This window comes from uncultured Mailhella sp. (genome assembly GCF_944324615.1).
In the GTDB taxonomy this organism is placed as follows: Bacteria; Desulfobacterota; Desulfovibrionia; order Desulfovibrionales; family Desulfovibrionaceae; genus Mailhella.
Genome location: NZ_CALUWY010000004.1, coordinates 26,572 through 53,560 on the forward strand (window position 1 = coordinate 26,572; position 26,989 = coordinate 53,560).

Below are 26,989 nucleotides of genomic sequence, written 5' to 3' on the forward strand. Positions count from 1 at the left end.
CCGCCCATCCGTTTCATCTGAGAGCCCGTTGCAACGCGGGAAGGTTCCGCCTTCCCGCGTTCATGCGGGCTTCGGCATAAACGCTCCAGTGAGGATATCATGAGCGAACAAACAAACTGCCGCCAGTGCGGAACCTGCTGCCGCAAGGGCGGCCCCGCACTGCACAAGGAAGACGCCCCCCTTCTGGAGGAGGGCGTGCTTCAGCTCCAGGATCTGTGCACGTTCCGCGCAGGCGAGCTCGTGCGCGACACCTCCAACGACCATGTGGTTCCCCTTCCTGAAGAAATCGTGAAGATCGCCGCGCCCTTCGGTTCCCGTCCCGACGACTGGACCTGCCGTTTTCTCATGGAGGACAACCGCTGTTTCATCCACGGCAGGCACCCTGCCGAATGCCGGGCGCTTTTCTGCGAAGATCCGGCGGCGCTTCTTTCCATGCAGGGAGAAGACAGGCTGGACCGCGCGGCCATTCTTGAGCTGCTTCATGCCCCTCAGTGGCTGGCCGATTCCGTGAAGGCGCATGAGGAACGCTGCAACTATGCCGACCTCACGGATATCGCCTCCCGCCTGGAAACGGAGGAAGAGGCGCGCCGCGCTCTTGTGCAGGTGGTGGAATACGACAGGGCCTTCCGGGAACTTATGATGGAAAAGGGCAACGTGCGCAGGGAAATGCTGGACTTTCTGTTCGGCCGTCCGCTCATGCACACGGTCATCATGTTCGGCATCGACGCCAGGCACAACGCCGACGGCGGCATTACCCTTGTGCAGACCACAAAAGCCACACTGAAGAGGCAAGCATGATCATCGTTACCGGCGGCGCCGGCCTCATCGGCGCGAACATGATATGGGAACTGAACAGGCAGGGCGAGGACGACATCCTTGTGGTGGACAATCTCGCCTCCACGGAAAAGTGGAAGAACCTCTCCCACCTGCGCTACAGCAACTACATGCACCGCGACAAATTCCTTGAGGAACTTCGTTCCGGCAAGAAGCTGGAAGGCGTGGACTGCGTGATCCACATGGGGGCCTGCTCCTCCACCACGGAACGCAACGCCGATTTTCTCATGGAGAACAACTTCCACTACACGGTGGAACTGTGCCTTGCCTCCCTGGAGGCCGGTGCGCGCTTCATCACCGCAAGCAGCGCCGCCACCTACGGCGACGGGGAACTCGGCTTTTCCGATGCTCTGGACATCATGCCGAAGCTCCGCCCGCTGAACATGTACGGCTACTCCAAGAAGCTGTTCGATTTGTGGTGCCTGCGTCACAAGCTTCTCGGCGAAGTGGTGAACCTCAAGTTCTTCAACGTGTACGGGCCGGATGAATACCACAAGGGCAGCATGATGAGCATGGTCTGCCGTGCCGTGCCGCAGGTGAAGGAAACCGGGAAGATCCGCCTCTTCAAGTCCGACAATCCCCAGTACGGCGACGGCGAATCCGTGCGCGACTTCGTGTACTCCAAGGACTGCGCGGCCCTCATGCGCTGGTTCATGGAAACGCCTTCCTGCAACGGCATCTTCAACGTGGGCACGGGCCATGCCCGCAGCTGGAACGACCTTGCGCGCGCCGTGTTCTCCTCCATGGACAGGGAAGAGAATATCGAATACTTCGACATGCCCGAACACCTCAAGGGCAAGTACCAGTATTTCACCGAGGCCGACATGTCCTGGCTTGAACGCGAGGGCTGCCCCGTGAAGTTCCATTCTCTGGAAGAAGGTGTGGACGACTACGTCCGCAACTATCTCATGCAGGATGATCCCTATCTCTGCACCCTGTAGTTTTCTGTGCGGAATACAGAGGCGGGCCTCTTCCCGGAATCGGGAGGAGGCCCGCTTTTTTACGGCCCTGGCGGCGTGCCGTCTTTCAGAACGCGGAAAGGGTGGCAGGGAACCTTCGTGGCGTTCCGTACGGCAGTGGGCAGACCCGCCGCACGGGGACATGGAGCGGCGGGCGTCTTCCGGAGCGCAGATGAGGCAGAATCAGAGCGCTGCGGGGTGACGTTGCCGCCTAGCCGCGTACAAGGTCCGTCCCCAGCAGCTTTTCCGCATTGCCGTGGAAGAATTTTTCCTTGTGCTCTTCGGAAAAGCCGAAGCGTTCCACGTCGCGGACAGCCTGTTCCATGTTGTAGCAGGGGTATGCGGAACCGAACAGGATTCTTTCCCCGTCCAGCCAGCGCATGGCTTCGCCGTACATGGCGTTGCCGGGCGCGTCGGGGTTCAGCATGTACAGATCAGGCAGCAGCCACACGTTGGGGCACACCAGGCAGATGTTGAAGACGTGGGGAATCCAGGGATAGCAGCCGTGCGCAAGCACTATCTGCAGTCCGGGGAAGTCGTTGGCCACATGCTGCACGGCCGTGGGATCGGAGTAGTCCAGATTGCCCTGAAAGAAGCTCATGGTGAGCACCACGGGCAGTTTTGCCTTTTCGCAGCGGGCGTAGACAGGATAGAGAGCATTGGCGTCGGCATACCGGGGCGGCATGCAGTAGGCCGGTTCCATGGCGAAACCCCGGAAGCCCAGTTCGATGCAGCGTTCCAGCTCATCCATGGTCGCCGATATGCCCCGGGACACGTCCAGACTTCCGAAGGGAATGATTCTGTCGGGGTACTCCGTGGCGAGGGCGTGAACGTCGTCGTTGGAGACGGAGGCCATATCGTCGGGAACCTGTCGGCCGATGGCCACGCCCTTCCGGATGCCGGCGGCTTCCGCCTCCTGCCAGAACAGGTCCATGGATTTTTCCCGGGCGGCCCTGCTGGGGATGCCGTGATGCTTCTGAGGCGCGGTTTCATTGCAGACGGGAGCATAGATTCCCAGACGGGTAAAGCTTCTGTAGGGCGGCCTCAGGCGAAAATCGAAGATATACATGGTTGTTGTCCTTTATTGAAGGGAAATGTCGGATCAGAAGATGACCTTGCTCCAGAGGTAGCCGGAAACCAGAAGGACGATGCACAGAAATGAGCAGCAGATGAAGCCGTGCAGAAATTCCTGCCGGAAGGAGACGCAGTCTCTCTGACCGAAGATGATGGCGTTGATGGGGTTGGCGGCGGGGAAGAACATGGAAAGGCTGCTGCTCAGCACCACGAGGTAGGAAAGGATTTCGGGATGGATGGGCAGGCTGTCGCGTATGAAGCAGACGATGGTGACAAAGAGCGCGCAGATCACCATGTTGTTGGCGAAATTGGTGATGTAGGCGGCAAGGAATATGACCGTGGCCATGATGAGGGCCGTGGGCATATTGTTCAGCAGGGCGGATACGGCGGAGGAAATGACGGCGTTCAGCCCGACGGTATCGGAAGAAATGGCGTTGGCGAGCGGGAACAGCACCACAAGGATGAAGAACACGTTCCACGGGAAATAGGGAGCTATCTTGCCGACGTCGATGAGCGGTTCCCCTTCCACGCGCAGCATGAAGAGGATGCCGAGCAGAAGCAGGGAGAGTCCGCCGAGGCCCAGCATGGCGAAGATTCTGTACACGCCCCAGGACTGAGGCACCACTCCCGGCAGCAGAAGAAAGAGCAGTGTGCCCACCACGCCTGTGAGGGCGACTTTCTTCCGCAGGGAAAGCGTGACGTTTTCCTTGACGTGGACGTAGTTTCTGAGAGGAGAGAGGTCGACCTTCATGCAGTATTTGCAGAAGAGCACATAGGCTCCGATGCAGAGCACGCTGAGCGGCATGCAGAACAGGACGAAGTGCACCAGGTTCATTTCCGTGCCGGTGATGGCCTGATAGGCGCCCATGGCCACGATGCCGCTGCCCTTGAAGGGAAGGGCGGAGTCGCCGAAGCTCAGGGCGAAGCCCATGCCGACGAAGAATGCGGGAACGGCAGAGGAGTAGGGTTTTATGCCTGTTTTCTTCATGAGATCCCTGAAAAGCTCAAGGAAGATGACGAAAACGGCGATGCTCTGCGAGAGGAGGGCGGCGAGAAATCCTGCGATCAGGAAATAGAACAGGATGAGGAAGGGTTTGCCGCGCGCACTTTCCATGCCCAGCAGCCAGTCGAGGATGACACCCGTGAGGTCGGCCTGCTGCACAAAGGCCGCCAGCAGAAGCAGCGAGAGAATCATGACCAGCGTCTGCGTGCCGAAGGCCGTCTGGAGCACGGTATTCATGGGCATGTAGTCCGTGCATCCCAGAGCGACCACGCCCACCAGCGAAGGCCAGGCCAGACCGACGTTCACCCACCCGTAGATGACGCCGACGAATACGCCGATGACCTGCATGCTGACATGGGTCAGAGGCTCGACGGGAGGCAGGAACTGGAACAGAAACATGAAGGCCAGAACTACGGCGCTGTGAAGGCAGTAGGAAAGATTCTTTGTCATCGCAGCCTTCTCCTGTCTAGGCATGAAGTTTTTTCAGAAGCCAGGCCATGGATCTGCCGAGTTCATCCACATAATGCAGGCCGTCGCCGTCCTGATCGGAGCCGTGAGGCAGCGCGCCGTTGGAGGCATCCTGAGCCTGGGGCCAGTACACGTTGCCGGGCACGATCATCTGCGTGGTGAGAAAGAAGGCCTGCATGGCCTGAATGGCATGGATGGAGCCGGAACGGTAGTAGGCGGAAAGCGCGGCCCCCACCTTGTTGCTGAACAGGCAGCGCGTCTTTCCGCTGCGGAGCGAGCCGCGGGCAATGAAGCCCGCACGGTCGATGAGGGCCTTCATTTCCGGCGTGACGGACCAGAAATAGGTCGGGGAACCGAGAAGTATGCCGTCGGCCTTCTTCATTTCCTCAAGCCATTCGTTGAGCGGGTCGTCGGTGAAGACGCACCGTTCCAGATTGTTTCTGCGGCAGGCCTGACAGGCTCGGCAGGGACGTATGCCGCTTCCGCCTACCTGAAAAAGTTTCGTTTCGATGCCTTCTTCTTCCAGAATATCGAGACAGCGGCGCAGGAGCATGAAAGTATTGCCGTTTTTCCGCGGACTTCCGTTGAATGCTGCTACGTACATGGGTTCTCCTTTGTATGTTCTTACAGTTGGTCGTCGTGAAGTTTTTCCGCGACTTCACGAAGTGTTGCGAAGGTTTCTTCCGGCAGGGAGGCTTCCCCCATGCCGGGGCGGCGTCCTATTCTCAGGTATTTCTGTTCTCCGTACCGGTGATAGGGCAGAAGTTCATGGCGCACGCCGCTGAAGCGCCTGACGAACCTGGCGATGGCCTCGATGTCTCCGGCGTTGTCGTTGAAACCGGGGATGACCGGGGTACGGATGGTGATGGGAAGCCGGGGAAACGCTTCACGGACACGGACGAAATTCTCCAGAATGCGTTCGTTGCTCACGCCGGTCCAGGCTCTGTGCTTGTCCGGGTCCATGCACTTGATGTCCATGAACATGGTATCCAGCAGCGCGGCTGCGGAGAGCATGGTTTCAACGGAGGTCTGTCCGCAGGTTTCGATGTTGGTCATCAGTCTTGCCCTGCGGGCCAGCCGCAGCACGGCAAGCGCAAAGTCGGGCTGATGCAGCGGTTCCCCGCCGCCGAGGGTCACGCCTCCGCCGGAGCGCACATAGAAGACCTGATCTTCCAGAAGCTGTCGGAGAAGTTCCCCCGCGGTCACGGTTTTTCCGTAGATGCCGAGGGCTCCGCCGGGGCAGGTCCGTGTGCAGAGGCAGCCCGGTTCTGGGCGGCAGAGCTGCCTCTGCACGACAGGCGTGCCGTCGGTGAAGCGGATGGCCCCTCTGGTGCATACCTTTGCGCATGTTCCGCAGTGCAGGCAGTCCTGTACGGAGTAGGAAAGCTCCGGGACGGCATTCTGTGATTCGGGATTGCTGCACCAGCGACAGCGGAGAGGGCACCCTTTGAAAAAGACGAGCGTTCTTATCCCCTCACCGTCATGGACGGAAAACTTCTGCACATTGAAGATAAGTCCGCTCGTCTTTTCATCAGTCATCGTGCGGCTCCGAATTCGTTGTGGGCATTGCGGGAAATGATGTCATTCTGCAGCGCGGTGGAAAGTTCCACGAAGTAGGCGCTGTAACCGGCCACGCGCACCATGAGGTTGCGGTATTTCTGCGGGTCCTTCTGGGCGGCCAGCAGCGTTTTCTGATTGATGACGTTGAACTGCACATGCCAGAGCTTCAGATCGCAGAAGGCGCGGAAGAAGCTCACCAGGCGGCGGGTACCTTCATCGCCTTCCACGGCGCCCGGGGTGAACTTGATGTTGAGAAGACGTGCCGCGCGTGCCGTCGAGGCCCAGTTCTTGGTGTGGAAGTTGGAGAGCAGAACGGCCGTGGGACCGTTCACGTCCATGCCCTGGGAGGCAGAGGATCCGTCGGAGACCGGCATGCCTGCAAGGCGCCCGTTGGGGCTGGCGGCCAGAACGCGGCCGAAGGGAATGTTGGCCGTAATGCTGACCATGCGCAGGTCCAGATGAACGCCGGTATGCTCGAAGTTCCGGGAAAGGATTTCCTGACAGGTCGCTTCGATGTCGCGTCCTATGGAATCGGCGTAGGGATCGTTGTTGCCGTAACAGTGACCGGAACGCAGCATGCGGCGGATATGTTCCTTTCCCTCGAAGTTGCATTCCAGAGCGTCAAGCAGTTCGCGCATGATGAGGACCTTCTCGTCGAACACGAACTGTTTGACGGCGGCCAGGGAGTCCACCGCCGTGGCAAAGCCTATGCATTCCACAAAGCCGAGGTCGAGGGTGCCGGGAATGGAAAGCGGTGTGTCGAGGTCCATGCAGGCGGCAAAGGCCTTGTCGTGAAGTGCGTCCTCCAGCGGCGCGGCATAGGTCTGACCGCGCATCTGCTGGATCTGGTACTGGAGGAACAGGGCATAGCGCATCATGAACTGCAGCTGCGTCCTGAAGGCCCCCCAGAATTCCTCCCATGTGCGGAAGGAGCAGGGATCTCCCGTTTCCACGGAGAAGAGCTCTTCGCCGAAGCTCTTCAGGCGGCCGTTGAAAAGCGTGGTTTCCACGGCGGCCGTGCAGTTGGTCTGCGTGCAGGGGCTGGTATAGGAATCCACATTGGGCATGCGGATTTCCGTGCAGCCCGACGCGCAGTAATCCATGATGTCCAGAAGCGGAGCGCCCTTGGCAAGGTGCAGAGGAATGATTTCCTCATCGTTGTAGATCTTGGGGAAGCCCTGACCCACCTTGACGGTTTCCGCCACGGCCCACAGAAAAGCCTCGGGCGAACGGGCGTGGATGCGGGCGGCGAGGTCGGGCTGCTGAAGCGGACATTCCCTGCGGGAGCGCAGGATGAGATAGCTCAGCTCGTTGGTGGCATCCTGTCCGTCTCTGGTCTGCCCGCCTACGGTCACGGCTTCCCAGTGGGCATAACCTTCATGCTGAGTGGCGGACTGGGCGGAAATGGGCAGGTTGACGAACTGGGCTTCCTGAAGCCACAGGCAGTCCAGCAGCTCCATCACCTGATCGTCGGTCAGCCGTCCGGCTTCCCTGTCAGCCTTGTAATAGGGGTAGAGGTACTGATCCAGCCGCCCGTTGCCGAGCATGAAGCCCACACAGCGTTCCAGCCTGACGAAGCTCTGAACGAACCACATGGACTGCATGGCCTGATGGAAGGTCCCGGCCGGCAGTTCCGGCACGCGGGAACAGTTTTCCGCAATGGTCTCCAGTTCGGCACGGCGCACGGGATCCTTTTCCACAGCGGCCAGACGCCGGGCCTGTTCGGCATGACGCCGGGCCCACAGGATGATGGCATCGCAGATGGTCATCATCGCCTTGAGGAAGAACTGCTTCTCCCACATGTCTCTGGCGTTGTTCCTGTCCAGAGCGGCAATGCGCACTTCGGCTTCCGCACGGATGGCCGCAGCGCCCTTGCGGATGATCTTTTCATAATCGGGCACCCACTGAAGGCAGCCGTTCATGGAAGCCTGTTCGCCCACATAGGGACGGGGCACGCTGCCGTCGGCCGTGGCGTAGGTGAACTTCCTCATTTCCACGGGAACGGACTGGATGAGCTTTTTATGGAAGGCCTTGTCCTGCCAGTACGGAACGATGTTTTCCTTGACGAAGCGCAGATCATCGTCGTCGATATGAAGCGGAGCGCTCAGATTGTTTTTTGCGGCATCCAGTCCTTCCCCCATGATGTCGCCTATGATCTCGGGGTACAGCAGCCCGTAGCGGCCTTTATCCGTTCCCACGCGACCCACCAGCAGCTGCCCTTCCTCAATGTACACGGGCAGTTTTTCCGCAAGGTGCTTCATGGCGAGGGCGTAGCGCAGAACAAGGGGCTGTCCTTCCGTTTCCTTCATGGATTCGGTGAAGTATTTCGCCCTCTTCACGTCCACATAGGGCACCATGTTTTTAAAGCAGCGTCTGAACATGTTCTGGAAACGGGCGTGACATGCGCTCTCTTCGCTGTTTCCTATATAACTTCCCGATGCAATGGCTTTTTCCTGCGGGCTGTAGCTTACGGCCGACGATGATGCGTCCATGGTCTTCTCCTGAAAGGGATACATGTTGTGGAATGCCTTTCAGAAGAAGCAATAAGTGTGCCATGTGGGTAACGGCGCATAATAATGGGAGTTTTTTTTCAGGTATGAGTTTTTGTGGTAAAATTTCCAATTATTTGTGGATAAAATGCCACAAAACGTGAAATCTGGTGCATACGGACGGGCAAAGCAGCCGTTTCAGAACGGTTCTTCGGAGAAAAGCCGTCCCGGAGCTTGCCGGCGACTTTGTGAAAAAGAAGGATGATTATTTTTTATAAATAAAAAAACAATGAGATAGATTTGTTGTTCCTTGAAGCGCAAAGCCTGAGGACTCGTGGTGGTGCAAAAGCAACACACTTTTGAGAAGGATGGAAATACGGAGTTTTTTCTTTGTGTACAGGGGAAAGAACGCATTTCTGCCCGCCGTGACGCACGGCATGTGCTTTATGGCGCAAGAGAAGAGCCGCAGCGTCCGCGTCGCTGCCGCAGAAAAAGGGAGAAGGGTTCCTCCCGGGGCAGCGGCCGTCCGCGGCCCTGCGGCAGGCGTCATTGTATGCTGTACTTGCGCATTTTTCTTGCGATGGTGGAGAAGTCCACCCCCAGATGCTCGGCCATGGCCCGGCACGTTCCATATCTGGCCCTGGCGTCGGCAAGCATTTTTCTTTCCAGAATCTCCATGGCCTCGGGGAGCGTCATTTCTCTGGTTTCCGCAAGTGCCGGTTCTGCTTCAGCGGCAGGCTTTTTCTGTTCGCGCTGGAGGTATCTGTCGAGATCTTCCGGGGTGATTTCGTTCCTGTCGGCAAGAACCACCAGCCTTTCCAGAACATTGCTCAGCTCCCGCACATTTCCCGGCCAGGAATAGGAAAGAAGACGCGTCCATGCGCCGCTGGTCAGATACCGGGAGAATCCGTAGGCCTTGTTGTACTTTTCCAGAAAGAACGGAATGAACTTCATCAGATCCTGCTGTCTGTCCCGCAGGGGATGGAGCGACAGCGAAAAGACGTCCAGCCGGTAGAAAAGGTCGGAACGGAACAGTCCCTGCCGTACAAGAAGCGGCAGATTCTTGTTGGTGGCCGCGATGATGCGGACATGGCAGTCGATATCCCTGCGCCCGCCCACTCTTCGGAATTTTCCTTCCTGGAGAACCCGGAGCAGTTTCACCTGAAGCTGGAGGTCAAGATCACCTATTTCATCCAGAAACAGCGTTCCTCCGTCGGCTTCCTCAAACAGCCCCGGAGTGCTTCGCCATGCTCCCGTAAAGGCGCCTTTCTCATAGCCGAAAAGCTCCGATTCCATGAGTGCGGGCGGAATGGCTCCGCAGTTGAGCGCCAGCAGTCTTTTCTTGCTGCGGCTGCTTTTGCTGTGAATCAGCTTGGCAAGCACTTCCTTGCCTGTTCCTGATTCGCCGAGAATGAGGACCGGGGCTCCGGTCGGTGCGATCTTGTCCACCAGCCCGAGGAGCTGCCGCATCTCCGGGGATTCGGCAATAACGACGTTGGAGTCGGGAAAAAGCTCCGAAGTGGAGCTTTGCGGCGTCTGGATATGGCTTGTCCGGGATGAGGAAGTGATGATGAAGTGATACACGTCGGCAATATCGCAGGTCAGGGCGATGACGCCTTCAAGCTGCTCGTCGTCGTTTATCACGGGAAAAGTGATGGACATGAAGGTCCGGCCGCTGTACTGGGTGACTTCTCCGATATGCCCTTTGCCGGATTCAATGACCTTTATGGCCGCCGGATTCAATATCATGCCGTACTTTTTCAGGTCATAAAGGCTGCGCCCTATAAATTCAGGGGGAATGATCCTGGACTGCTGGGCTTCCTGATTGGCATAGACGATGACCCCGTTTTTGTCGACGAAATTGATGGCAAAACGTGCCTTGTCGATGAAGTGAAAGAAATCGGGAAGCTCTATGCTGGAAAGAGCCCTGGGGATCGCCTGTATCTTTTCGTGGAAACTGTCGATGGGCGTTTCTTTTTTGCTCATGCCGTCCCTGCCCCTGTTTATCGGGAACATACCGTATGGATGGAATTTTTCATAGTCCGGGCCGTGCAGCTTCAGAATATGCCCTCATGCTGTGAAGCTGTGATTCTGTCCGGCCGTATCCGGCATGAAGGCCGCGCATGCCTCACCCGCTTCGGCAAAGAAGGCGTGCGATCCGGGCGCTGCGCAGCCTGCATGCCGGGAAGAGAAGGCGGAAGAAGAGTCCGTCCTTCCGCCCGTTTTTCTGCCGCCACGCAATGTGGAAAGCGGGTCTCCTCCCCGCATCCGGGGAAGAGGCCCGCCGCTTGATCCGTCAGGCGTGGAACGTTTACATTTCCACGGCTTCAAACACGGCCACGATGCTGTTTTTCGAGCGAAGTTCCAGCATGGAGCCGTTGATGTTCCATTCGTTCACTCTGGCGAACATGGCATGGATGGCGCGGGCCTGTTCCTCCCCCTGGGGGCAGAGGCGCAGGGTGGAGCCTCCGTTGGAGAAGCTCATGCCCTGATCCTTTCTTTTCCATTCCATGAAGAAGTTGTTGCAGCCGTCGGAGCCGCTGGCCTGTCCGTTGTCGCGCAGGATAAGGTGGGGTTCGGGCTGATCGGGGAACTGTTCCACGGCCTTTCCGTCGATTTTACGCATGCGCCAGTATGTTCCGAGAAGAGGGGCGGAAGCGTAGTTTTCCGTGGAACATACGCCGCCTTTCTTGACGAGGAACACGTTGGAGGCTTCCAGCGCGCCTTCCTGAATGCGGCCTTCCAGTACCACGGAGGCGTTGCCGTTCTCCTGCATGATGTGGCTGAGCTGGCTGTACCCCTTGCCGGAAGGCAGAATGGGGATGTCTCTCTGGGAATTGCATTCGGAGAACACGGGCCTGCCGCCCTGATTTCTGATTTCCCCTTCAATGAGAAAGCCCCTGGAGGGCCAGGGAAGATCCGCGGGCTGAAGCTGCACCCTCTGGGAGGAGAGACCGCTCAGAAGAAGTCCGCCCCCGGCCTCGCGCGTGGCGGTCACGGGCTTGAGCGCCCCCCGCGTGATTTCTATGGTGCGGTTCCTGTCCTTTTCCATCCAGGTGCCCATGTACTGATTACGGTCGCCGTCCTGGGTGAGCAGGGCGAGGCCCCCTTTTTCCAGATAAAGGTGTACGGTGCTTTCCTTGCCGGAAACGTGCAGCGTGCCCTTGTAGCTGACCGGCGCTTCCAGCGGCGGAAGCTGATTTTCGCCCGGCATGGTGCGGTAGAGCAGAACGCGGGGTTCACCGGAAGACGTGATGTTTTCATCGGTCTGCGTGGCAAAGAGCGTTTCCCCGCTGCAGAGCACGGCGGCGGCAAGGCGCAGACTGGCTGGCGTGGTCTGTTCCAGATAATAGACGCAGAAGCCGATTTCTCCGCTCCCTGAGGCGGGCATGATGGATACGGCCACGGGCGTTGAGGAGTGCTGGGGGTAGAGCTGAACGTGCACCACCACCTGCGGGGGCAGGGCCATGCGTTCGCGGTAGAAGAGGGTACCCTTCAGTCTGCCCACTCTGGCGCGGCTTTTTTTCCACGTCACGGTCGTGCCGTCGGCATCGGTGAAGGTCAGGTTCCCTGCGCGGGATTCCTTGAGAACAAGCTTCTTTTCAAGAACTTCCCCGCCGGGGGAATCCATGGAGGCGAGGGTGAGCACGCCGTTTTCCAGCTTCCAGCTCACGCCGGACATGGCCGTCTGGCCGGGAAGGCCGAGGGTGCCGTCCTCATCGAGAAAATAGAGGTGTTCCTGCTCATCCACCCATGCGCCGCTGAGGTCGCGTGTGGTGCCCGAAGTGGCGACGCATGCGGCGAGAAGAAGCGAACAGAAAAGAAAAAGCAGAGATTTTCGCATAAAGTTTCCTTGTCAGGCCAGGGCGATGAGATCGTACTCCCTGGTTTCCAGGATGTCGGCTTCCACCATGGCGCCCCGTTCCACACCCGGGCCGCTGACATAGGTCAGGCCGTCCACATCCGGGGCCTGGAACCATGTGCGGCCGGTGTAGAGGCCGGGCCATTCGTCGGAGCTTTCATCGACCAGCACTTCCATGCGCTGTCCGGCGTAGGAGGAAAGAATATCTTCGCTGATGGAGCTCTGCAGTTCCATGAGCGCATCCTTGCGGCTTTCCTTGACGTCGTCGTCGATCTGATCCGGCATGGAGGCGGCTTCCGTTCCTTCTTCAGGCTGGAAGGCGAACACCCCCATGTGGTGGAAGCGGTTCTTTTCCACAAAATCCATGAGCGTGCGGAAATGTTCGTCGCTTTCTCCGGGGAAGCCCACCATCATGGTGGTGCGCAGGGCCGCTTCGGGGAACACGTCGCGTATGCGGTCCACCGCTTCCTGCGGGTTGCCGGAGAAGGGTCGTCCCATGCGCCTGAGCACGTCCGGGTGGGCGTGCTGCAGCGGCATGTCGAAATAGGGGACAAAGGGTTCGCCCGCCTCCTTCAGAAAGCGCAGAAGGTCGCGGGTGAGCCCGGCCGGGTACAGGTAGAGCAGGCGCAGGCGCCGGAGTCCGTCCAGGGAAAGGAGCTTTTCCAGCAGAAAACGCGGGTCCTTGCCGAAGTCCGTGCCGTAGGCCGTCACGTCCTGGGCCACAAGGATGAGTTCCTTCACCCCGTCCGCCACCAGGGCGGAAGCCTCCGTGACGAGCTTGTCCGCCTCTTCGGAGGCGTACTTGCCGCGTATGGAGGGGATGGCGCAGAAGGAGCAGTTGTGGCGGCACCCTTCGCCTATTTTCAGCCAGGCGTAGGAGGGGCCGGTGCTGAGCAGGCGGCCGGGAGCGGGAGCGTTCAGCCCGAGGGCATGGGAAAGCTGCGCCGCCCAGGTGTCGATATCGTCGGTGTGCAGCCACAGATCCACTTCCGGCAGTTCCGCCGTAAGGTCGGCAATGCCGTAACGTCCGGGCAGGCATCCCGCCACGGCAAGGAAGGGTCTTTTTCCCCGGGGAAGGGAACCTATGTCTTCTATCATCTCCACGACGGCCTGCACGGATTCCTGCACGGCGGGAGCGATGAAGGCACAGGTATTGATGAACACAAGGTCGGCCTGTTCGGGCAGATTCACGGTAACGACGGGCCCGAGGGAACCCAGCAGCCGTTCGGTATCGACGCGGGTCTTGGGGCAGCCAAGGCTTTGGGAATAGATACGGAGCATACTACCTTCGGAACAGGCCTGGACTTGTCAACAGGACTGGCCTGCGATATCCCTTTCTGCCATGAAAACCGCCTTTCGGCAAGGAGACCCCATGGAAGCTTCCCGAACGCTCATACTCGCCACCCATAATCAGGGCAAGGTCAAGGAACTGCGCGAACCTCTGGCCCGTTTCGGCTTCCATGTGGAAAGCCTGCCGGAAGATTTCCCCGATATTGCGGAAACCGGCACCACCTTTGAGGAAAACGCCCTCATCAAGGCCCGTGCCGTGGCCGAAAGGCTGCATCTGCCCGCCGTGGCCGACGATTCCGGCCTGGAGGTGGATGCGCTGGGCGGCGCGCCGGGCGTGTACTCCGCCCGCTACAGCCGGGACTGGCCTCTTCTGGAAGGAGAGAGCACGGATGCGCGCAACAACAGAAAGCTCCTTGCCTCGCTGGAAGGCGTACCGGAAGAGAAGCGTACCGCGCGTTTTCGCTGCTGTATGGCCCTGGTCTATCCTTCTTCCCTGAAGGATGCTCCGGCCGACCTTGTGGCGACAGGCGCGTGGGAAGGGCGCATTGCCTGCGCGCCTTCCGGGGAGAACGGCTTCGGCTACGATCCGCTTTTCTTTGATCCTGAACTCGGGCGCACGGCGGCGGAGCTTTCCCGCGAGGAGAAGATGGCCCGCAGTCACCGGGGCAGGGCGCTTGCGCGTCTTCTTGAAGAGCTGGAAAAGCGCCGGGGCTGACAGGCCCGCATGTTTTTCCGTACAAAAGCCCGTCGCATTGCGGCGGGCTTTTCCTGTCTTTTCTGCAGAAGTCGCGGCCTCAAGGATGGGCTCAGTCGGCGCGGCACAGGGCGCGCAGGGCCTCCTTGTCCAGTATTTCCAGCCTGGTGCGGGTAAATTCGCCGAGAATGCCCCGCTCCCGCAGGTCGTGGAGTATGCGGCATACCGTGCTTCGGTGCAGCCCGAGGGCCAGAGCAAGGTCGGACTGGGAGAATTTCGGCCGGAGGTGCAGGGAGGCGTCTTCCTGAAGGCGGAAGAGGTAACGGCAGACCAGGTGTTCCGGGGAAAGTCCCACACTTTCCTCTATCTGTCCGAAGAAGGCGCCGGCCTTCAGAATGAGCGACTGCACAAGGTTCATCATGAGCTCGGGATGACTCAGGGTGAAGTTGCGGTCTTCCAGAAGATGCTTGGGGAAGAGGTAGACTTCGCAGTTTTCCATGGCCAGAAACGAGGCCGTGCTGAGGGGGGCGACGTGCATGCAGCTCAGTTCGCTGAAGATGCAGCCCGCCCCGATATGCAGGAAGATGCGTTCACTGCCGTTTTCCCCCAGGGAGGAGAGGCGTATCAGGCCCTTGTCGAGAAAGGCGAAGCGGTCGTTGCCGGGGGATTCCGTCCAGCGGCGGCCTCTGTCCAGCAGAAGGCGTTCTCCCATGGGGAGCACGCTGCGCCACACGCTGTTCTGCTCAAGCATGGAAATGACGTTGTTTTCCTTCCATACGCTGCCGGTGCCGGACGGCGTGCGGGTATTGCCTGAACGTTCCATGGTCTGTCCTGCCGGAAAAAGGTGCGAGAGGCATCCATGGTATTCCCGAAAGGGGCGTAAAACAAGAGCCGCTCCTGCCTTGGCGGGAGCGGCTCCTGCGGGGAAGGCCCGTTATATGCCCATCATGGGCCAGATGACGGCTGCCGTAACGAGCACGGCCAGAGAGACGAGGAACATGCGTATGGTCATGAGCACCAGCACATAGCGGATGCGCACATAGCCTGTGGCGAACATGATGAGGGCGGGAGCGAGTTCATAGGGCAGGAAGAACTGATCCAGTCCGTAGAGGAAGCTGTAGAGCACGGGCTTGATGGGCATGCCGAGGCTCGTGGCTATTTCCGCCATGGGGATGCTGAGGCTTGTGGCTGCGGCCACAGGCGTGAGCACCAGGTTGGAGAGCACGCCCACCCAGTAGGCGAAGAACGAGGCCAGAGGCAGATTCTGGATTTCCCGGAGAATGGGCATGAGCTGTTCCGAAAGCCATGCGGGGATGCCGAGGCTGCCCGCGATGATGCCTATGGCCATGCAGCCCGCGATGAAGAAGAGGATGGAGAACTGCACTTTTTCGATGTCTTCGCCGTTGAGCAGTCGGAACAGCGGCGTGAAGCCCAGCAGCACGATGGCGCAGAACACATAATAGCCGGGAATGTGGTGCAGCGGTTCGGAAACGAAGCCTATGAGCGCGGCCACAGTGAGCAGGAGCGTCTTTTTCTCGTCGCGGCTCATGGTGCCGAGCTTGTGCAGTTCCTCCGCGGCCACGGCGCGGCAGCTGGCAATGTGCACGGCAAGTTCCCGGCTGCCGAACACATGGAGGATGCCGTAGGCCGCCAGCGCATGAAGGGCCTGGAAGCCCATGTTCTCAAAGGCGAAGCTGAGCCAGGTGAAGGGCACGCCCATGTCCTTGACCATGAGCAGGCCGATGATGCCCGTGTTGTTGGGCAGATACATGGCCGAGGGGATGGCCGCGCCGAAGAAGGCCGCGAGAATGATGGTGGCGGAGGAGCGGGAGTTCTTGTCCAGTCTGAGGCTGGAGCACATGCCCTGGGCTATGGTCATGAAAATGATCATGACGGTGATGACGTCGGGAATGATGGCGGCAAGCACGAGCCCGGCCAGAAGAAAGGCCGCATACAGCCTCACGGGAGTGGTGCCTATTCTGGTGAGCAGCACCAGGGCGATGCGGTTTGCAAGGTTGCACTTGTCCATAAGCACGCCGAGCAGCATACCGCACATGCTGAGCCACGGAATGGGCGCCGTCCAGCCCACGAAGGCCATTTCCGGCGAGGCCACGCCCGTGATGATGTAATACATGAGCAGCAGAACGACGGTGGCGAAGTTCGGCAGCAGGCTGGTGGCGAACATGGCGATGGCGAGAATGGTGCCGAACCAGTACATGTTCACCTGCGGCCTGGCAGGATCGTACAGCAGGAAGGTGGCCAGAGCTGCGACGCCGAAGCAGATGAGCCAGCTCAGCAGCTTGTTTCCCTTTAAAGAGGTGACGGAGACGGAAGGCATGGGTGCTCCTTGAATTATTTGAGGTGACGGTGCGCTGAATCCTCAGCCAGTGTTTCCTTTCTCAAACTGCCGGGAATGATAAACGCGCTTTTTTCTTTCGCGCTGTCCTTTTAAAGACATTTTTTACAAGCGATGCGAAAAAATTCCCCTGCGCGCGGAATATACGGCACAAGGCGTCGCATTCCGGCAGAAAAAAGCGCGGAACAGGGGGCGTACAGGGGACGGTACGATCCTTTTTGGGGGAGGCACAGGTTCAGAAACGGCCGTAAAAATAGCGGAGAAAACTGCGAATATTCACCAAAAAAATATATAAAATCACCAGAATAATGAAAAATCAGCGGAAAGGAAAGAAAAAAGCGATATTGTCGCATGGGAGACATAAAAAAAAGGGCAGGCTGGTATGCTTTAACTATGGGAAGAAAGGAACAAATCCGGCGTTTCCGGCGGAGCTTTCCGGCCGCGCTCCGAAGGGTGTTCCTCTTCCCGGGCGTGAGGCCCTGTTTTACGTCCGCAGGCCCTGAGCCGTTTTTTCATGCAACTTTTCCCGCGCTCCCTCGGAGCATACAGGAGGCAAACCATGGGTTATCCTACCATTTATCCTACCGGCGTCACCGTGTACAAGCCTGAGAAGGCATGGAGCGGCTATACCGTGTTTCCTCTGGAAAACGACGGCTCTCTGCTCATCGACATGAACGGCAACGAGATCCGCAAGTGGAAGAATCTGCACGGTTTTCCCGTGAAGCTCTTCCCGGGCGGGCGTCTTGTGGCCAGTTCCGGCATGCGCAACCCCAAGTACGGTCTTCAGGATCAGCGCGACCTCATCCAGGTGGATTTCGACGGTCATATCGAATGGCAGTGGAATCAGGCCGAGTTCATCACCGACCCGGGGGAGGAACCCCAGTGGATGGCCCGTCAGCATCATGACTTTCAGCGTGAGGGCAATCCCGTGGGCTACTATGTGCCCGGCATGGAACCGCGCATCGACGGCGGCAACACCCTTGTGCTGGCCCACAAGGACGAACATGTCCCCTTCATTTCCGACAAGCTCCTTCTGGACGACGTGGTGTACGAGGTGAACTGGGAAGGGGACATCATCTGGGAATGGCACTGCAGCGAGCATGTGGAGGAAATGGGCTTTTCCGAAGAGGCGCGCAACGCCATGTGCCGCAACCCCAACTACCGCGGCGGCAGTCTGGTGGAGGATTCTCCGGCCATAGGCGACTGGATGCACATCAACTCCATGTCCGTGCTCGGCCCCAACCGCTGGTATGATGCCGGCGATGAGCGTTTCCACCCCGACAACATCATCATGGACGGTCGCGAGACCAACATCATCTTCATCATCAGCAAGGAAACGGGAAAGATCGTCTGGAAGGTCGGCCCCGACTACAATGCCACGCCGGAATTGAAGAAGCTCGGCTGGATCATCGGTCAGCATCATGCGCACATGATTCCCCGCGGCCTGCCCGGGGAAGGCAACATTCTCGTGTTCGACAACGGCGGCTGGGCCGGATACGGCGCGCCGAACCCCGGTGCGAAGGACGGCACCAAGTCGGCGCTGCGCGACTATTCGCGCGTGCTGGAATTCAACCCCGTGACGCTGGAAATCGTGTGGCAGTACACGCCCCACGAAGCCGGTTTCGTGGTTCCCCTGGACGCCTGCCGCTTCTACAGCCCCTTCATCAGCTCCGCCCAGCGCCTGCCCAACGGCAACACGCTCATCACCGAAGGTTCGGACGGCAGAGTGTTTGAAGTCACGCGCGAGCATGAAATCGTGTGGGAATACATCTGCCCCTACCGCACGGCGGAAAACGGCAAAATGAACTTCGTGTATCGCGCCTACCGCGCTCCCTATGAATGGGTGCCTCAGCTGGAAAAGCCCGTGGAAACGCCTGTTCTTCCCCTGGACAACGCATCCTTCCGCGTGCCCGGAGCCGCGCCTCTGGGCATAAGGGAAACCGTGGTCATCGAAGGCGCCATCGACGGTTTCGCCAATGCCGGAACCTGCGTGGCCGCCACGGAATAGTTTGCCTCCTTCCCCCTGCCTGCCGGGCCGCTTTTGCGGCCCGGACGAAGAAAGCCCCTCTCCTGTCTTCAGAAGAGGGGCCTTTTCGTTTCCGGAGGCGGAGCTTACTTGTTCTTCACGGGGAAATGGATGTGGGGCGTGTAGGTGTAGCTTTCGCTGAACAGCGGGGAAGTGATGATGAAATCGGCCGTGGCGCGGTTGTTGGCGATGGGGATGTCGTACACCTGGGCGATGCGCAGCAGGGCCTTCACGTCCGGGTCATGGGGCTGGGCGGTGAGCGGATCGGAGAAGAAGACGATGATGTCGATATGGCCTTCCGCCACCTGCGCGCCTATCTGCTGATCGCCGCCCAGGGGGCCGCTGAGGTAGGGCGTGACGGGCAGGCTCGTGCGTTCGTTGATGAGGCGCGCCGTGGTGCCGGTGCCGCAGAGAAAATGGCGGGAGAGAATCTGGCTGTGGTCCGCGCACCATTCTATGAGGCTTTCCTTCATATTGTCGTGGGCGATAAGGGCGATGTGCTTGGTGGCGCTCATGGTCTTTTCCATGCTTTTCCTCACTTTGTTGTCCGGCCGGACCTTCCGGCTCGCGTTATGTTCTTTTCTGCATTGCGGCCAGCATAGGCAGATTGTGTGAACCCTTCATGAAGGCAAACATGTTTCCTTACGCTTTTCAACAGGAAAAATGGTCGAATCCCGCCGACTGCGGGCCGTGCCCGTTGAGCGTGAGGGGGCCTTTCCGCACCGTTCCCAGCATGAGGGAGGGCGTGGCAAAGCCTGAAAGAACACGGGCCAGCTCCGGCCAGAACGGCGCGGGGCAGGTCCCGACAAGAGCATAATCCTCTCCGCCCTCAAAGGCAAAGTCCGGGGCGGAGATGCCGTTTTGCGCGGCATGGCGCAGAAGTTCCGGGGCAAGGTCGTCCGGGGAAAGGACGATGTCCGCGCCGAGTCCCGTTCTTCCGCCTGCGAGAAGGCGCGGCAGATCGCGGGCGAGTCCGTCGGAAACATCCATGAGTCCGAGGCGCTGCTCAAGATGATGCTGCAGGGCGAAGCGGGCAAGGGCCATGCCTTCTTCCGCCAGAGGCACGGGGCGCAGGTGCGCGGCGCAGGCTTCCGGCCAGTCCGCCTTCACCTGTTCGCAGGCGGCGTCATCGCTGCACGCTTCCAGCAGAGTCAGGCCGAGGCGCGCCATGCCCACGGTGCCCACAAGGAAGATGATGTCCCCTTCCTGCGCCATGCCGCGCCGGAGCCCGAGGGGCAGCTCTTCCGGCAGGTTTCCCCATGCCGTGACGCAGATGTTGAGGAGGCTGGAGCGCGCAAGATCGCCTCCGGAAAGGGCGAGGGAGAAGCGGTCGCACAGCTCCTTCATGCCGCGGCAGAATTCCGAAAGCCACGCTTCGTCTTCCTTTCCCGTGAGGGTCAGCCCTATGGAAAGGCCCGCAGGCGTGGCGCCGCTTGCGCCTATGTCGCTTATGTTCACGGCAAGGGCCTTGAAGCCCGTGTCGAAGGGGGTGAAATAGCGCCTGCGGAAGTGCGTGTCCTCCGCAAAGATGTCCGTGCTCACGGCAAGGGGGCCGCCCCGGCGCAGCACGGCGCAGTCGTCTCCCCTGCCCAGCATGAGGGAGGGATGGTCCACGGGGAAGAAACGGTTCACCAGGGCAAGGATGTCGTCTTCACTGGCCGGTTTCATGACTGCTCCAGGGTAAGATAGTCGGCAAGAATGATTTTCAGCCCGAATCCCGGGAAATGGACGCGGTACTTGTCCGGCGGAATTTCCTCCACGATCTTGCCCCGGCCGAAGAGGCGGTGCCAGCAGAAGCCGAGTTTCCTTTTTTCGGTTTTTGCCTCGGGGGATTCCTCCAGCGTGCTTCCGCTCCGCGCCGCCTCGCGCACGGCCGCCATATAGGCGTCGTCCGCATCCTCGCGGGAACGGGGCGTGAAGCCGTCCTCCCTTTCCACGAGAGGCCAGTCGTCGTTCCGGCGCCGGCGCATCGTCTGCGCGTCCTCGTCATCGCCGGTATGCCGGCGCCGCTTCAGGGAAGCGCCGAAATCCGCGACGGAAGGCGCGCTCTGCATCTTCCGCTTCGCCAGCACGCCGCCGTAGTTCTCGTAGATTTCCTCCATCAGGTCCGGGGGCAGTTCGCGTATGAAGGGGCTGGGGGAGGCGGGTTCCCTGTCCCCGGAGGAGCGGCTGTAGATGCTGAGGGGCGAGAAGAGATCCAGCGTGTCCTTGGCGCGGGTGCAGGCCACATACATGAGGCGGCGTTCCTCTTCAAAGTCTTCCGGCCGCACCAGGGCGTGACGGGAGGGGAAGCGGTCTTCCACAAGGTCGATGATGAGCACGGCCGACCATTCCAGTCCCTTGGAGGAATGCACGGTGGAGAGGGTGATGCGCTCGTCCTCCTCTTCCTCCACGGGAGCCTCTTCCGGGGTATCCAGCGAAAGATCGGCGATGAAGAGCTGAAGATCGTCGTAGGTGGCGGCGATGGTGGACATTTCCTCAAGGCCCTGAAGGCGGCGGGGCCAGTCGTCGGGGAAAAGTTCCTCCATCTTCGGGCGGTAATGTTCCAGAATGCGGCCTATGACCGTTTCTGGCGCGGGGTGCTCCATGCGCAGGGAGGCGATGAGCGCCATGTTGTCCTGAAAGTCCGGCCAGCGCGAGGAGGCTTTTTTCAGGGCGGCCTCGTCGCTGCCCGAGGCCAGGGCGAACAGCTTGCGCGAGGTCTTGGGGCCTATGCCCCGGGACAGCGCGGCGATGCGGTCGAAGGAGGGCAGATCCAGCGGATTGCTCACCAGTCGGGCGAAGGCCATGACATCCTTCACATGGGCGGCCTCGGCGTAGCGCAGGCCGCCGTATTTGCGGAAGCCTATGCCGCGTTTGTTGAGCTCCAGTTCCAGATGATAGGACTGGTAGCCGGAACGGAAGAGCACGGCGATTTCCCGCGCGGGCACGGTGGCGAGCAGTTCTTCGATGCGGCGTGCGGCAAGCTGGGCCTGACTCAGATCGCTCAGAGGGCGGTACAGGGTGACGGCGGCTTCGGAGGGCTTTTCCCTGCGGGAGAAAAGATGCTTGCGGTAGCCTTCGGAGCTGTGGGAAAGCAGGCTGTTGGCCACGTCGAGCACAGGCTGCACGGAACGGTAGTTCTCCTCCAGCCGGATGATGCGCGTATTGCGGAACAGCCTGGGAAAATCAAGGATGTTGTGCACCGTGGCGCCCCGGAAGGCGTAGATGGACTGTGCGTCGTCGCCCACGGCCATGATGTTGCCCTCTTCGCCGGCCAGCATGCGGACAAGGCGTGCCTGCACCTTGTTGGTGTCCTGGTATTCGTCCACCATGATCTGCCCGAAACGCATCTTCTGGGCCTCAAGAATGTCGGGCTTGTCGATGAAGAGCTGCTCCAGCTCGAAGAGCAGATCGTCGTAGTCCAGAAGGGCGTGTTCGCGCTTGTAGGCCTTGTAGGCTTCCCCGAGCTTCATGAGGTCGGAGGCGTGGGGCAGAAGATGCTGCGCCTCGCGGGAGAGCACTTCCTCAAGGCTCATTTCCTTGTTCCGCGCCTTGCTGAGCAGGCCGAGCACGGCCTGCGTGCGGGGAAAGCTCCTGTCGCCCTTGCCGACGGCCAGACTTTCCTTGCAGGCCTGTATGGCGGCGGTGCTGTCGGCGGTGTCCATGACGGAAAGACTGCCGCCCGTCCAGTCCGGGGCCCAGCGGCGCAGGATGGAGAAGGCGAAGCTGTGAAAGGTGCCCCCCTGCACGCCGAAGAGCTGTTGATCGAGAAGATTCGCGGCCCTGTGCAGCATTTCCTGCGAGGCCTTGCGCGTGAAGGTGAGAAGCAGCATGGAGCGCGGGTCCACGCCCTGTTCGGCAAGCCAGGCCAGGCGGTACACGATGGTGCGGGTCTTGCCGGAACCTGCGCCTGCGATGACCAGCATGGGGCCTTCCGGCGCGGTGACGGCGGCTTTCTGCGCTTCGTTGAGGAGGGATATGTCGAGCATGGCGGATCAGTCGAGGGAAGGAGCGTCGTTTTCAGGTTCTGCGGGAAGTTCCGGCTCCGGCGCGCCCGCTTCGCGCAGTTTCTCCCAGAGTTCGTCGAGGCCGAGGCGCGTCACGGCGGAAACCACGAGGGGCTTCTGCCCGCCGAGGATTTTTTCCCAGGCCTTCTGCTGGGCGGAGCGCTCCTTCAGGGTGCACTTGTCCGCCTTGGTGAGCACGGCGATGACGGGCAGGTTCCTAGCCCTTGCAAAGTCGGCCATGACGCGGTCCGATTCCTGCGTGGGGATGCGGCAGTCGATGAGCAGCACGAGCGCGCGCAGCGAGCGCGTTTTTTCAAGATAGGTCTGGATGAGGGCCGCCCAGTTGCGCCGCTCCTCATGGCCGCGCCGGGCGTAGCCGTAGCCGGGCAGGTCGGTGAGGCAGAAGCCGTCGGGCAGTACCTTGAAAAGATTCACGGAACGGGTCTTGCCCGGTTCGGAACTGACCTTGGCCAGCTTTTTCCGGCGGGCCAGGGCGTTGATGAGGGAGGATTTGCCCACGTTGGAGCGCCCGGCAAGGGCGAGCTGCGGCATGTCGTGCGAGGCCTCTTCCAGCTGTTCCAGCGTGTACAGGGTGGCCAGAAGTTCCAGAGAGGGTTCCGGTCTTTTCTTTTTTTCAGCGGACGGGTCGGTCATGGCGTGCCTCGTGAGTTGACAAAGTGAGCCTCTATCGGACAATATATCTTGCTTTGCGGAAAGAGCTGAGATTAGCCTGCTCCGGCTGAAAAGGCAAATATTCCGCGGAGGCTCCCCGCAGGGCGGGGGGCGGGTTTTCCCACTGGGGAACTTGACGGGCCGCAGAAGGCCCGTTTCGGATGTTTATAAAAAAAATACCGTATTTCTGCCTGGAGGCATCATGTATTCCACGACTGACTTTCGCCGCGGCCTGAAGATCGAGATCGACGGCACCCCTTATGAAATCGTTGAATTCCAGCACTTCAAGCCCGGCAAGGGCGGCGCCATGGTGCGCACCAAGCTGCGCAACATCCTGAACGGCCGCGTGGTGGACAACACCTTCCGTTCCGGCGAAAAGGTGGGCAAGCCCGACATGGAACAGCGCGACATGCAGTACCTGTACCGCGAAGGCACCGACCTCATCTTCATGGACATGACCACCTACGAGCAGATCTCCCTGCCCGAAGCCGACACCGACGGCAAGGCCGACTGGCTGCTGGAATCCCAGCAGTGCCGCGTGCTGCTCTACAACGGCCAGCCCATCGACATTGAAATTCCCGTGAGCCTCGTCATGACCGTGACCAAGACCGAACCCGGCGTGAAGGGCGACACCGTTTCCAACGTGACCAAGCCCGCCACCCTGGAAACCGGCGTGGTCATCCAGGTGCCGATTTTCGTGAACGAAGGGGATCGCGTCAAGGTCGATACCCGCACCCGCGAATATCTCGGCCGCGATTAATCCGGTTTTTTTCCTTTTGCGCTGCCGGCAGGACGTTTCGCGCCCTCCCGGCAGCGTTTTTCATTTTTTTGCGGAGAGAGAGCCCCGGAAAGCTTTTTCCACACGGCGCGCACCGCATGAAGGGGATCATGAATGTACGGACACAGGCTGATACGCGAACTGCTCGGACTGCTTTTTCTTTTCTGCGGTCTGCTCATGCTGCTCAGTCTCTGGAGCTATCATGCCGGTGACCCGACCTTCAATCAGGCCGTGAGCATACAGGCTTCGTCCATACACAATGCGGCCGGTCTGTTCGGTGCGTATCTGGCCGGTTTTCTGGTGGACAGCTTCGGCATCGGCTCTTTTCTGTGGGTGATCTTTTTCCTCGCCGTGGGCGCGGGCCTGGTCTCCCGCTGGCTGGTGCTCAAGTGGTACCGCTGGCTGGGCTACCTTCTGCTTTTCGCCTGCGTGCTCGTCACCTCCTCCGCCTTCGACATCGTGCTGCACGGCATACACGGCGGGGGCATCACGGGGCAGTGGCTTTCCGCGCTTTCGCTGGTCTTCTTCAGTCCTTCAGGCTCGCTTCTTCTGTGGCTTTTCGTGTTTCTCATCGCCATGGAACTGTCCTTCAGCATTTCCTGGCTGACGCTCATTTCCCGCCTCATCTCCTGGACCATGCGGAAAATCCCCTCCTTCGGCACCACCTATGATCTGCCCGTGCCGCATGTTCCCTCCTCGCTGAAGCACCTTGCCGCAAAATTCGGCGGGGCAAAGGTCAGGGCTCCCCGCCCGCGTGCCGTGCTGGACATCATCGCAGGCAGAAAGAAGAAGGAGGAGCCCGCGCAGGAGCGTCCTGCGCTGGAGCTGAACCTGCATGAGGAGGCCCCGGAGAAGAGCGCGCAGCAGAGCCTGGGGGAAGAGGACGTGCGCGACCTTCTGCATCTTGTGGAAGGCCCGGCAGCGGAAAAGCATGTGCCCGAAGCGCAGAAGGAGGCTCCCCTCAGCGTTACGGTGGAGGAGGAAGAACCTGTTTCCCCGCCCGTCGCCGCGCCTGCGAAGGAGGAGGACTTCATTCTGGAACTGGAAGAGCCGGTGAGTGCTCCCGCGGCGGAGAGCGCCGCGGAGAAGGAGCCTGCCGCAAGCCTTCCTCCCGCAGAGGAACCTGCTCCCGAACCTGTTCCGGAAGCGGCGGCTCAGCCGGAAGCTTCCGTGGAGGAGCCGGAAGAGGAACTCGGTTCTTCCGTTCTGGCGGCGGCCCTTTCCGCTCAGTCCTCTCTGGGTGGCGAGGATTTTCCCGCCGTGGTCGTTTCCTCCTGTACGGCGGAAAACACCGCGCAGAAGGAACCCGTTGCGGCATCTTCTCCGGCGGAGCCGGAGGAAAAGGATGAGGAATACGCCTCTGTGGACAGCGCCGTGGCCGGTGCCATGGCCGCACAGAAGGAGCCTGTGCCCGCAGCGCCCGCGCCGGTACTGCCGAAGCGCAGGGAACTTTCCCTGCCGCCCCTTGATCTGCTCTCTCCCCTGCCGGAAGACGACCTTGCCAACCGTCCCGACAGCGTCACCCTGGCGCGGCAGGGCAGTGCGCTCATCACCTGCCTCAAGAATTTCAACGTTCACGCCACGCTGGCCCGCATCACCCCCGGCCCCGTGGTCACCATGTTCGAGGTGCGTCCCGCCCCCGGCGTGAAGGCCACGCGCATCACCAACCTTGCCAATGACCTCGCCATGTCGCTCAAGGCCGTGTCCGTGCGCATGCAGGCTCCCGTGCCGGGCACGGACACCGTGGGCGTGGAAGTGCCCAATGAAAAGCGCGCCACCGTGCATTTTCGCGAAATCGTGGAAAATGAGAATTTCCGTCAGGCCAAGTCGCTCCTTACCGTGGCCCTCGGCAAGGATACCGGCGGCAGACCCGTTTCCGCCGATCTTGCCAAGATGCCCCACCTTCTGGTGGCAGGCGCCACCGGCGCGGGCAAGAGCGTGTGCCTGAACGCCATCATTCTCAGCCTGCTCTACCGCGCCAGACCCGACGAAGTGCAGATGATACTGGTGGACCCCAAGCGCGTGGAACTTTCCATGTACGCCGACCTGCCGCACCTTGTGCACCCCGTGGTCACGGATATGGATCTGACCAAGAACGCGCTGCTCTGGGCCATCGACGAGATGAACCGCCGCCTTTCTCTGTTCTCCAAGGTGAAGGTGCGCAACATCACCGGCTACAACGAGCGTCAGGCACGCCTGCGCGCCGAGGTGGAGGCCGGAGGCTCCATGCCGCTGGATCCGGAAACCGGGGAACCGGAAGACCTTTCCAACATGCCTTTCCTGGTCATCATCGTGGATGAACTCTCCGACCTCATGATGGTGAAGCGCAAGGAAGTGGAAGGCAGCATCGTGCGCCTAGCCCAGCTTGCCCGTGCGGCGGGCATACATCTCATCATCGCCACCCAGCGCCCCAGCGTGGACGTGGTCACGGGCATCATCAAGGCGAACTTCCCCTGCCGCATCGCCTTCAAGGTGACGAGCGGACAGGATTCGCGCACCATTCTCGACGGTGCGGGCGCGGAAAAGCTTCTCGGCATGGGCGACATGCTCTTCAAGCCCAACGGCGGCATGATACAGCGCCTGCACGGGGCCTTTGTCAGCGACGACGAGGTCTCGGCCGTGGTGGAATACTGGAAGAGGCAGCAGCAGCCCAACTATAAGGTGGATTTTGCGGAATTCGGCAACGACGCCTCCGAAGACGCTGAAGATTTCGGTCAGCCCGCCTCCCGGGGCAACGACATTGTGGATGATCCCATCTATGCCGAAGCCATACAGTTCGTGCTGGACAACGGCAAGGTGTCCATTTCCCTGCTTCAGCGCCGCTTCCGCATCGGCTTCAACCGCGCGGCGCGCTTTGTGGAACAGATGGAGAAGGACGGCCTGCTGAGTCAGGCCGACGGCACGCGCCCGCGCAGCGTCGTTCACCGCTAACCCA

20 protein-coding genes are annotated in these 26,989 nt (G+C 60.2%); 6 read left to right on the forward strand and 14 right to left on the reverse strand.

The window, feature by feature from the left end:
- Positions 1–99: 99 nt before the first annotated feature.
- Both Q0K07_RS01810 and rfaD read left to right on the forward strand, forming a co-directional pair.
- Entirely contained in the window at positions 100–798 is a 699-nt protein-coding gene (locus Q0K07_RS01810) for a YkgJ family cysteine cluster protein (RefSeq protein ID WP_294555613.1), read from the forward strand.
- On the forward strand, positions 795–1,775 hold the full coding sequence (gene rfaD / locus Q0K07_RS01815) for an ADP-glyceromanno-heptose 6-epimerase (protein ID WP_294555615.1): 981 nt from the start codon (positions 795–797) through the stop codon (positions 1,773–1,775). The genes Q0K07_RS01810 and rfaD overlap by 4 nt, the downstream gene beginning before the upstream one ends.
- 229 nt (positions 1,776–2,004) lie before the next feature.
- On the opposite strand, the gene Q0K07_RS01820 is transcribed toward rfaD, so the two are convergent.
- The 8 genes from Q0K07_RS01820 to rimO form a co-directional block, all read right to left on the reverse strand.
- The gene (locus Q0K07_RS01820; protein WP_294555617.1) at positions 2,005–2,862 is read right to left on the reverse strand and encodes an amidohydrolase family protein; all 858 of its coding nucleotides are present in this window, start codon (positions 2,860–2,862) and stop codon (positions 2,005–2,007) included.
- 33 nt (positions 2,863–2,895) lie between these two features.
- Complete coding sequence (locus Q0K07_RS01825; protein ID WP_294555620.1) at positions 2,896–4,320, reverse strand: SLC13 family permease; 1,425 nt, start codon at positions 4,318–4,320, stop codon at positions 2,896–2,898.
- Between the two features lie 16 nt (positions 4,321–4,336).
- Entirely contained in the window at positions 4,337–4,942 is a 606-nt protein-coding gene (locus Q0K07_RS01830; RefSeq protein ID WP_294555623.1) for a flavodoxin family protein, read from the reverse strand.
- A 20-nt stretch (positions 4,943–4,962) separates the two neighbouring features.
- Complete coding sequence (locus tag Q0K07_RS01835) at positions 4,963–5,877, reverse strand: glycyl-radical enzyme activating protein (protein WP_294555626.1); 915 nt, start codon at positions 5,875–5,877, stop codon at positions 4,963–4,965.
- Entirely contained in the window at positions 5,874–8,390 is a 2,517-nt protein-coding gene (locus Q0K07_RS01840; protein WP_294555629.1) for a pyruvate formate lyase family protein, read from the reverse strand. The genes Q0K07_RS01835 and Q0K07_RS01840 overlap by 4 nt, the downstream gene beginning before the upstream one ends.
- 543 nt (positions 8,391–8,933) lie before the next feature.
- Entirely contained in the window at positions 8,934–10,373 is a 1,440-nt protein-coding gene (locus Q0K07_RS01845) for a sigma 54-interacting transcriptional regulator (protein WP_294555632.1), read from the reverse strand.
- A gap of 325 nt (positions 10,374–10,698) precedes the next feature.
- Positions 10,699–12,231, reverse strand: coding sequence for an META domain-containing protein (locus tag Q0K07_RS01850; RefSeq protein WP_294555634.1), 1,533 nt, complete (start codon positions 12,229–12,231; stop codon positions 10,699–10,701).
- A gap of 12 nt (positions 12,232–12,243) precedes the next feature.
- Complete coding sequence (gene rimO / locus Q0K07_RS01855) at positions 12,244–13,530, reverse strand: 30S ribosomal protein S12 methylthiotransferase RimO (protein ID WP_294555637.1); 1,287 nt, start codon at positions 13,528–13,530, stop codon at positions 12,244–12,246.
- Between the two features lie 91 nt (positions 13,531–13,621).
- Here rimO and rdgB point away from each other — a divergent pair, with 91 nt between their 5' ends.
- On the forward strand, positions 13,622–14,254 hold the full coding sequence (gene rdgB, locus Q0K07_RS01860) for an RdgB/HAM1 family non-canonical purine NTP pyrophosphatase (RefSeq protein ID WP_294555639.1): 633 nt from the start codon (positions 13,622–13,624) through the stop codon (positions 14,252–14,254).
- 91 nt (positions 14,255–14,345) lie between these two features.
- Here the strand turns inward: rdgB and Q0K07_RS01865 are convergent, their stop codons facing one another.
- Both Q0K07_RS01865 and Q0K07_RS01870 read right to left on the reverse strand, forming a co-directional pair.
- The gene (locus Q0K07_RS01865; protein WP_294555641.1) at positions 14,346–15,056 is read right to left on the reverse strand and encodes a Crp/Fnr family transcriptional regulator; all 711 of its coding nucleotides are present in this window, start codon (positions 15,054–15,056) and stop codon (positions 14,346–14,348) included.
- A gap of 111 nt (positions 15,057–15,167) precedes the next feature.
- Complete coding sequence (locus Q0K07_RS01870) at positions 15,168–16,571, reverse strand: SLC13 family permease (RefSeq protein WP_294555644.1); 1,404 nt, start codon at positions 16,569–16,571, stop codon at positions 15,168–15,170.
- A gap of 577 nt (positions 16,572–17,148) precedes the next feature.
- Between Q0K07_RS01870 and Q0K07_RS01875 the strand changes: the two genes are divergently transcribed.
- Positions 17,149–18,597: an aryl-sulfate sulfotransferase gene (locus tag Q0K07_RS01875; protein WP_294555647.1), complete on the forward strand. Its 1,449-nt coding sequence runs from the start codon at positions 17,149–17,151 to the stop codon at positions 18,595–18,597.
- A gap of 104 nt (positions 18,598–18,701) precedes the next feature.
- On the opposite strand, the gene Q0K07_RS01880 is transcribed toward Q0K07_RS01875, so the two are convergent.
- The 4 genes from Q0K07_RS01880 to yihA all read right to left on the reverse strand — a co-directional run bounded on the left by Q0K07_RS01880 (position 18,702) and on the right by yihA (position 23,258).
- Entirely contained in the window at positions 18,702–19,142 is a 441-nt protein-coding gene (locus tag Q0K07_RS01880; RefSeq protein WP_294555650.1) for a methylglyoxal synthase, read from the reverse strand.
- A 124-nt stretch (positions 19,143–19,266) separates the two neighbouring features.
- Positions 19,267–20,283 carry a thiamine-phosphate kinase gene (gene thiL, locus Q0K07_RS01885; protein ID WP_294555653.1) on the reverse strand — a complete coding sequence of 339 codons (1,017 nt, stop codon included), beginning with the start codon at positions 20,281–20,283 and terminating at the stop codon, positions 19,267–19,269.
- Complete coding sequence (locus Q0K07_RS01890) at positions 20,280–22,586, reverse strand: ATP-dependent helicase (protein WP_294555655.1); 2,307 nt, start codon at positions 22,584–22,586, stop codon at positions 20,280–20,282. Before Q0K07_RS01890 ends, thiL begins: the two co-directional genes overlap by 4 nt.
- 6 nt (positions 22,587–22,592) lie before the next feature.
- Positions 22,593–23,258, reverse strand: a complete 666-nt coding sequence (yihA, locus tag Q0K07_RS01895) for a ribosome biogenesis GTP-binding protein YihA/YsxC (protein ID WP_294555657.1) — start codon at positions 23,256–23,258, stop codon at positions 22,593–22,595.
- A 220-nt stretch (positions 23,259–23,478) separates the two neighbouring features.
- Between yihA and efp the strand changes: the two genes are divergently transcribed.
- Together efp and Q0K07_RS01905 are read left to right on the forward strand one after the other, a co-directional pair.
- On the forward strand, positions 23,479–24,036 hold the full coding sequence (efp, locus tag Q0K07_RS01900; RefSeq protein WP_294555659.1) for an elongation factor P: 558 nt from the start codon (positions 23,479–23,481) through the stop codon (positions 24,034–24,036).
- A 132-nt stretch (positions 24,037–24,168) separates the two neighbouring features.
- The gene (locus tag Q0K07_RS01905; RefSeq protein WP_294555661.1) at positions 24,169–26,985 is read left to right on the forward strand and encodes a DNA translocase FtsK; all 2,817 of its coding nucleotides are present in this window, start codon (positions 24,169–24,171) and stop codon (positions 26,983–26,985) included.
- The last annotated feature ends 4 nt before the right edge of the window (positions 26,986–26,989 follow it).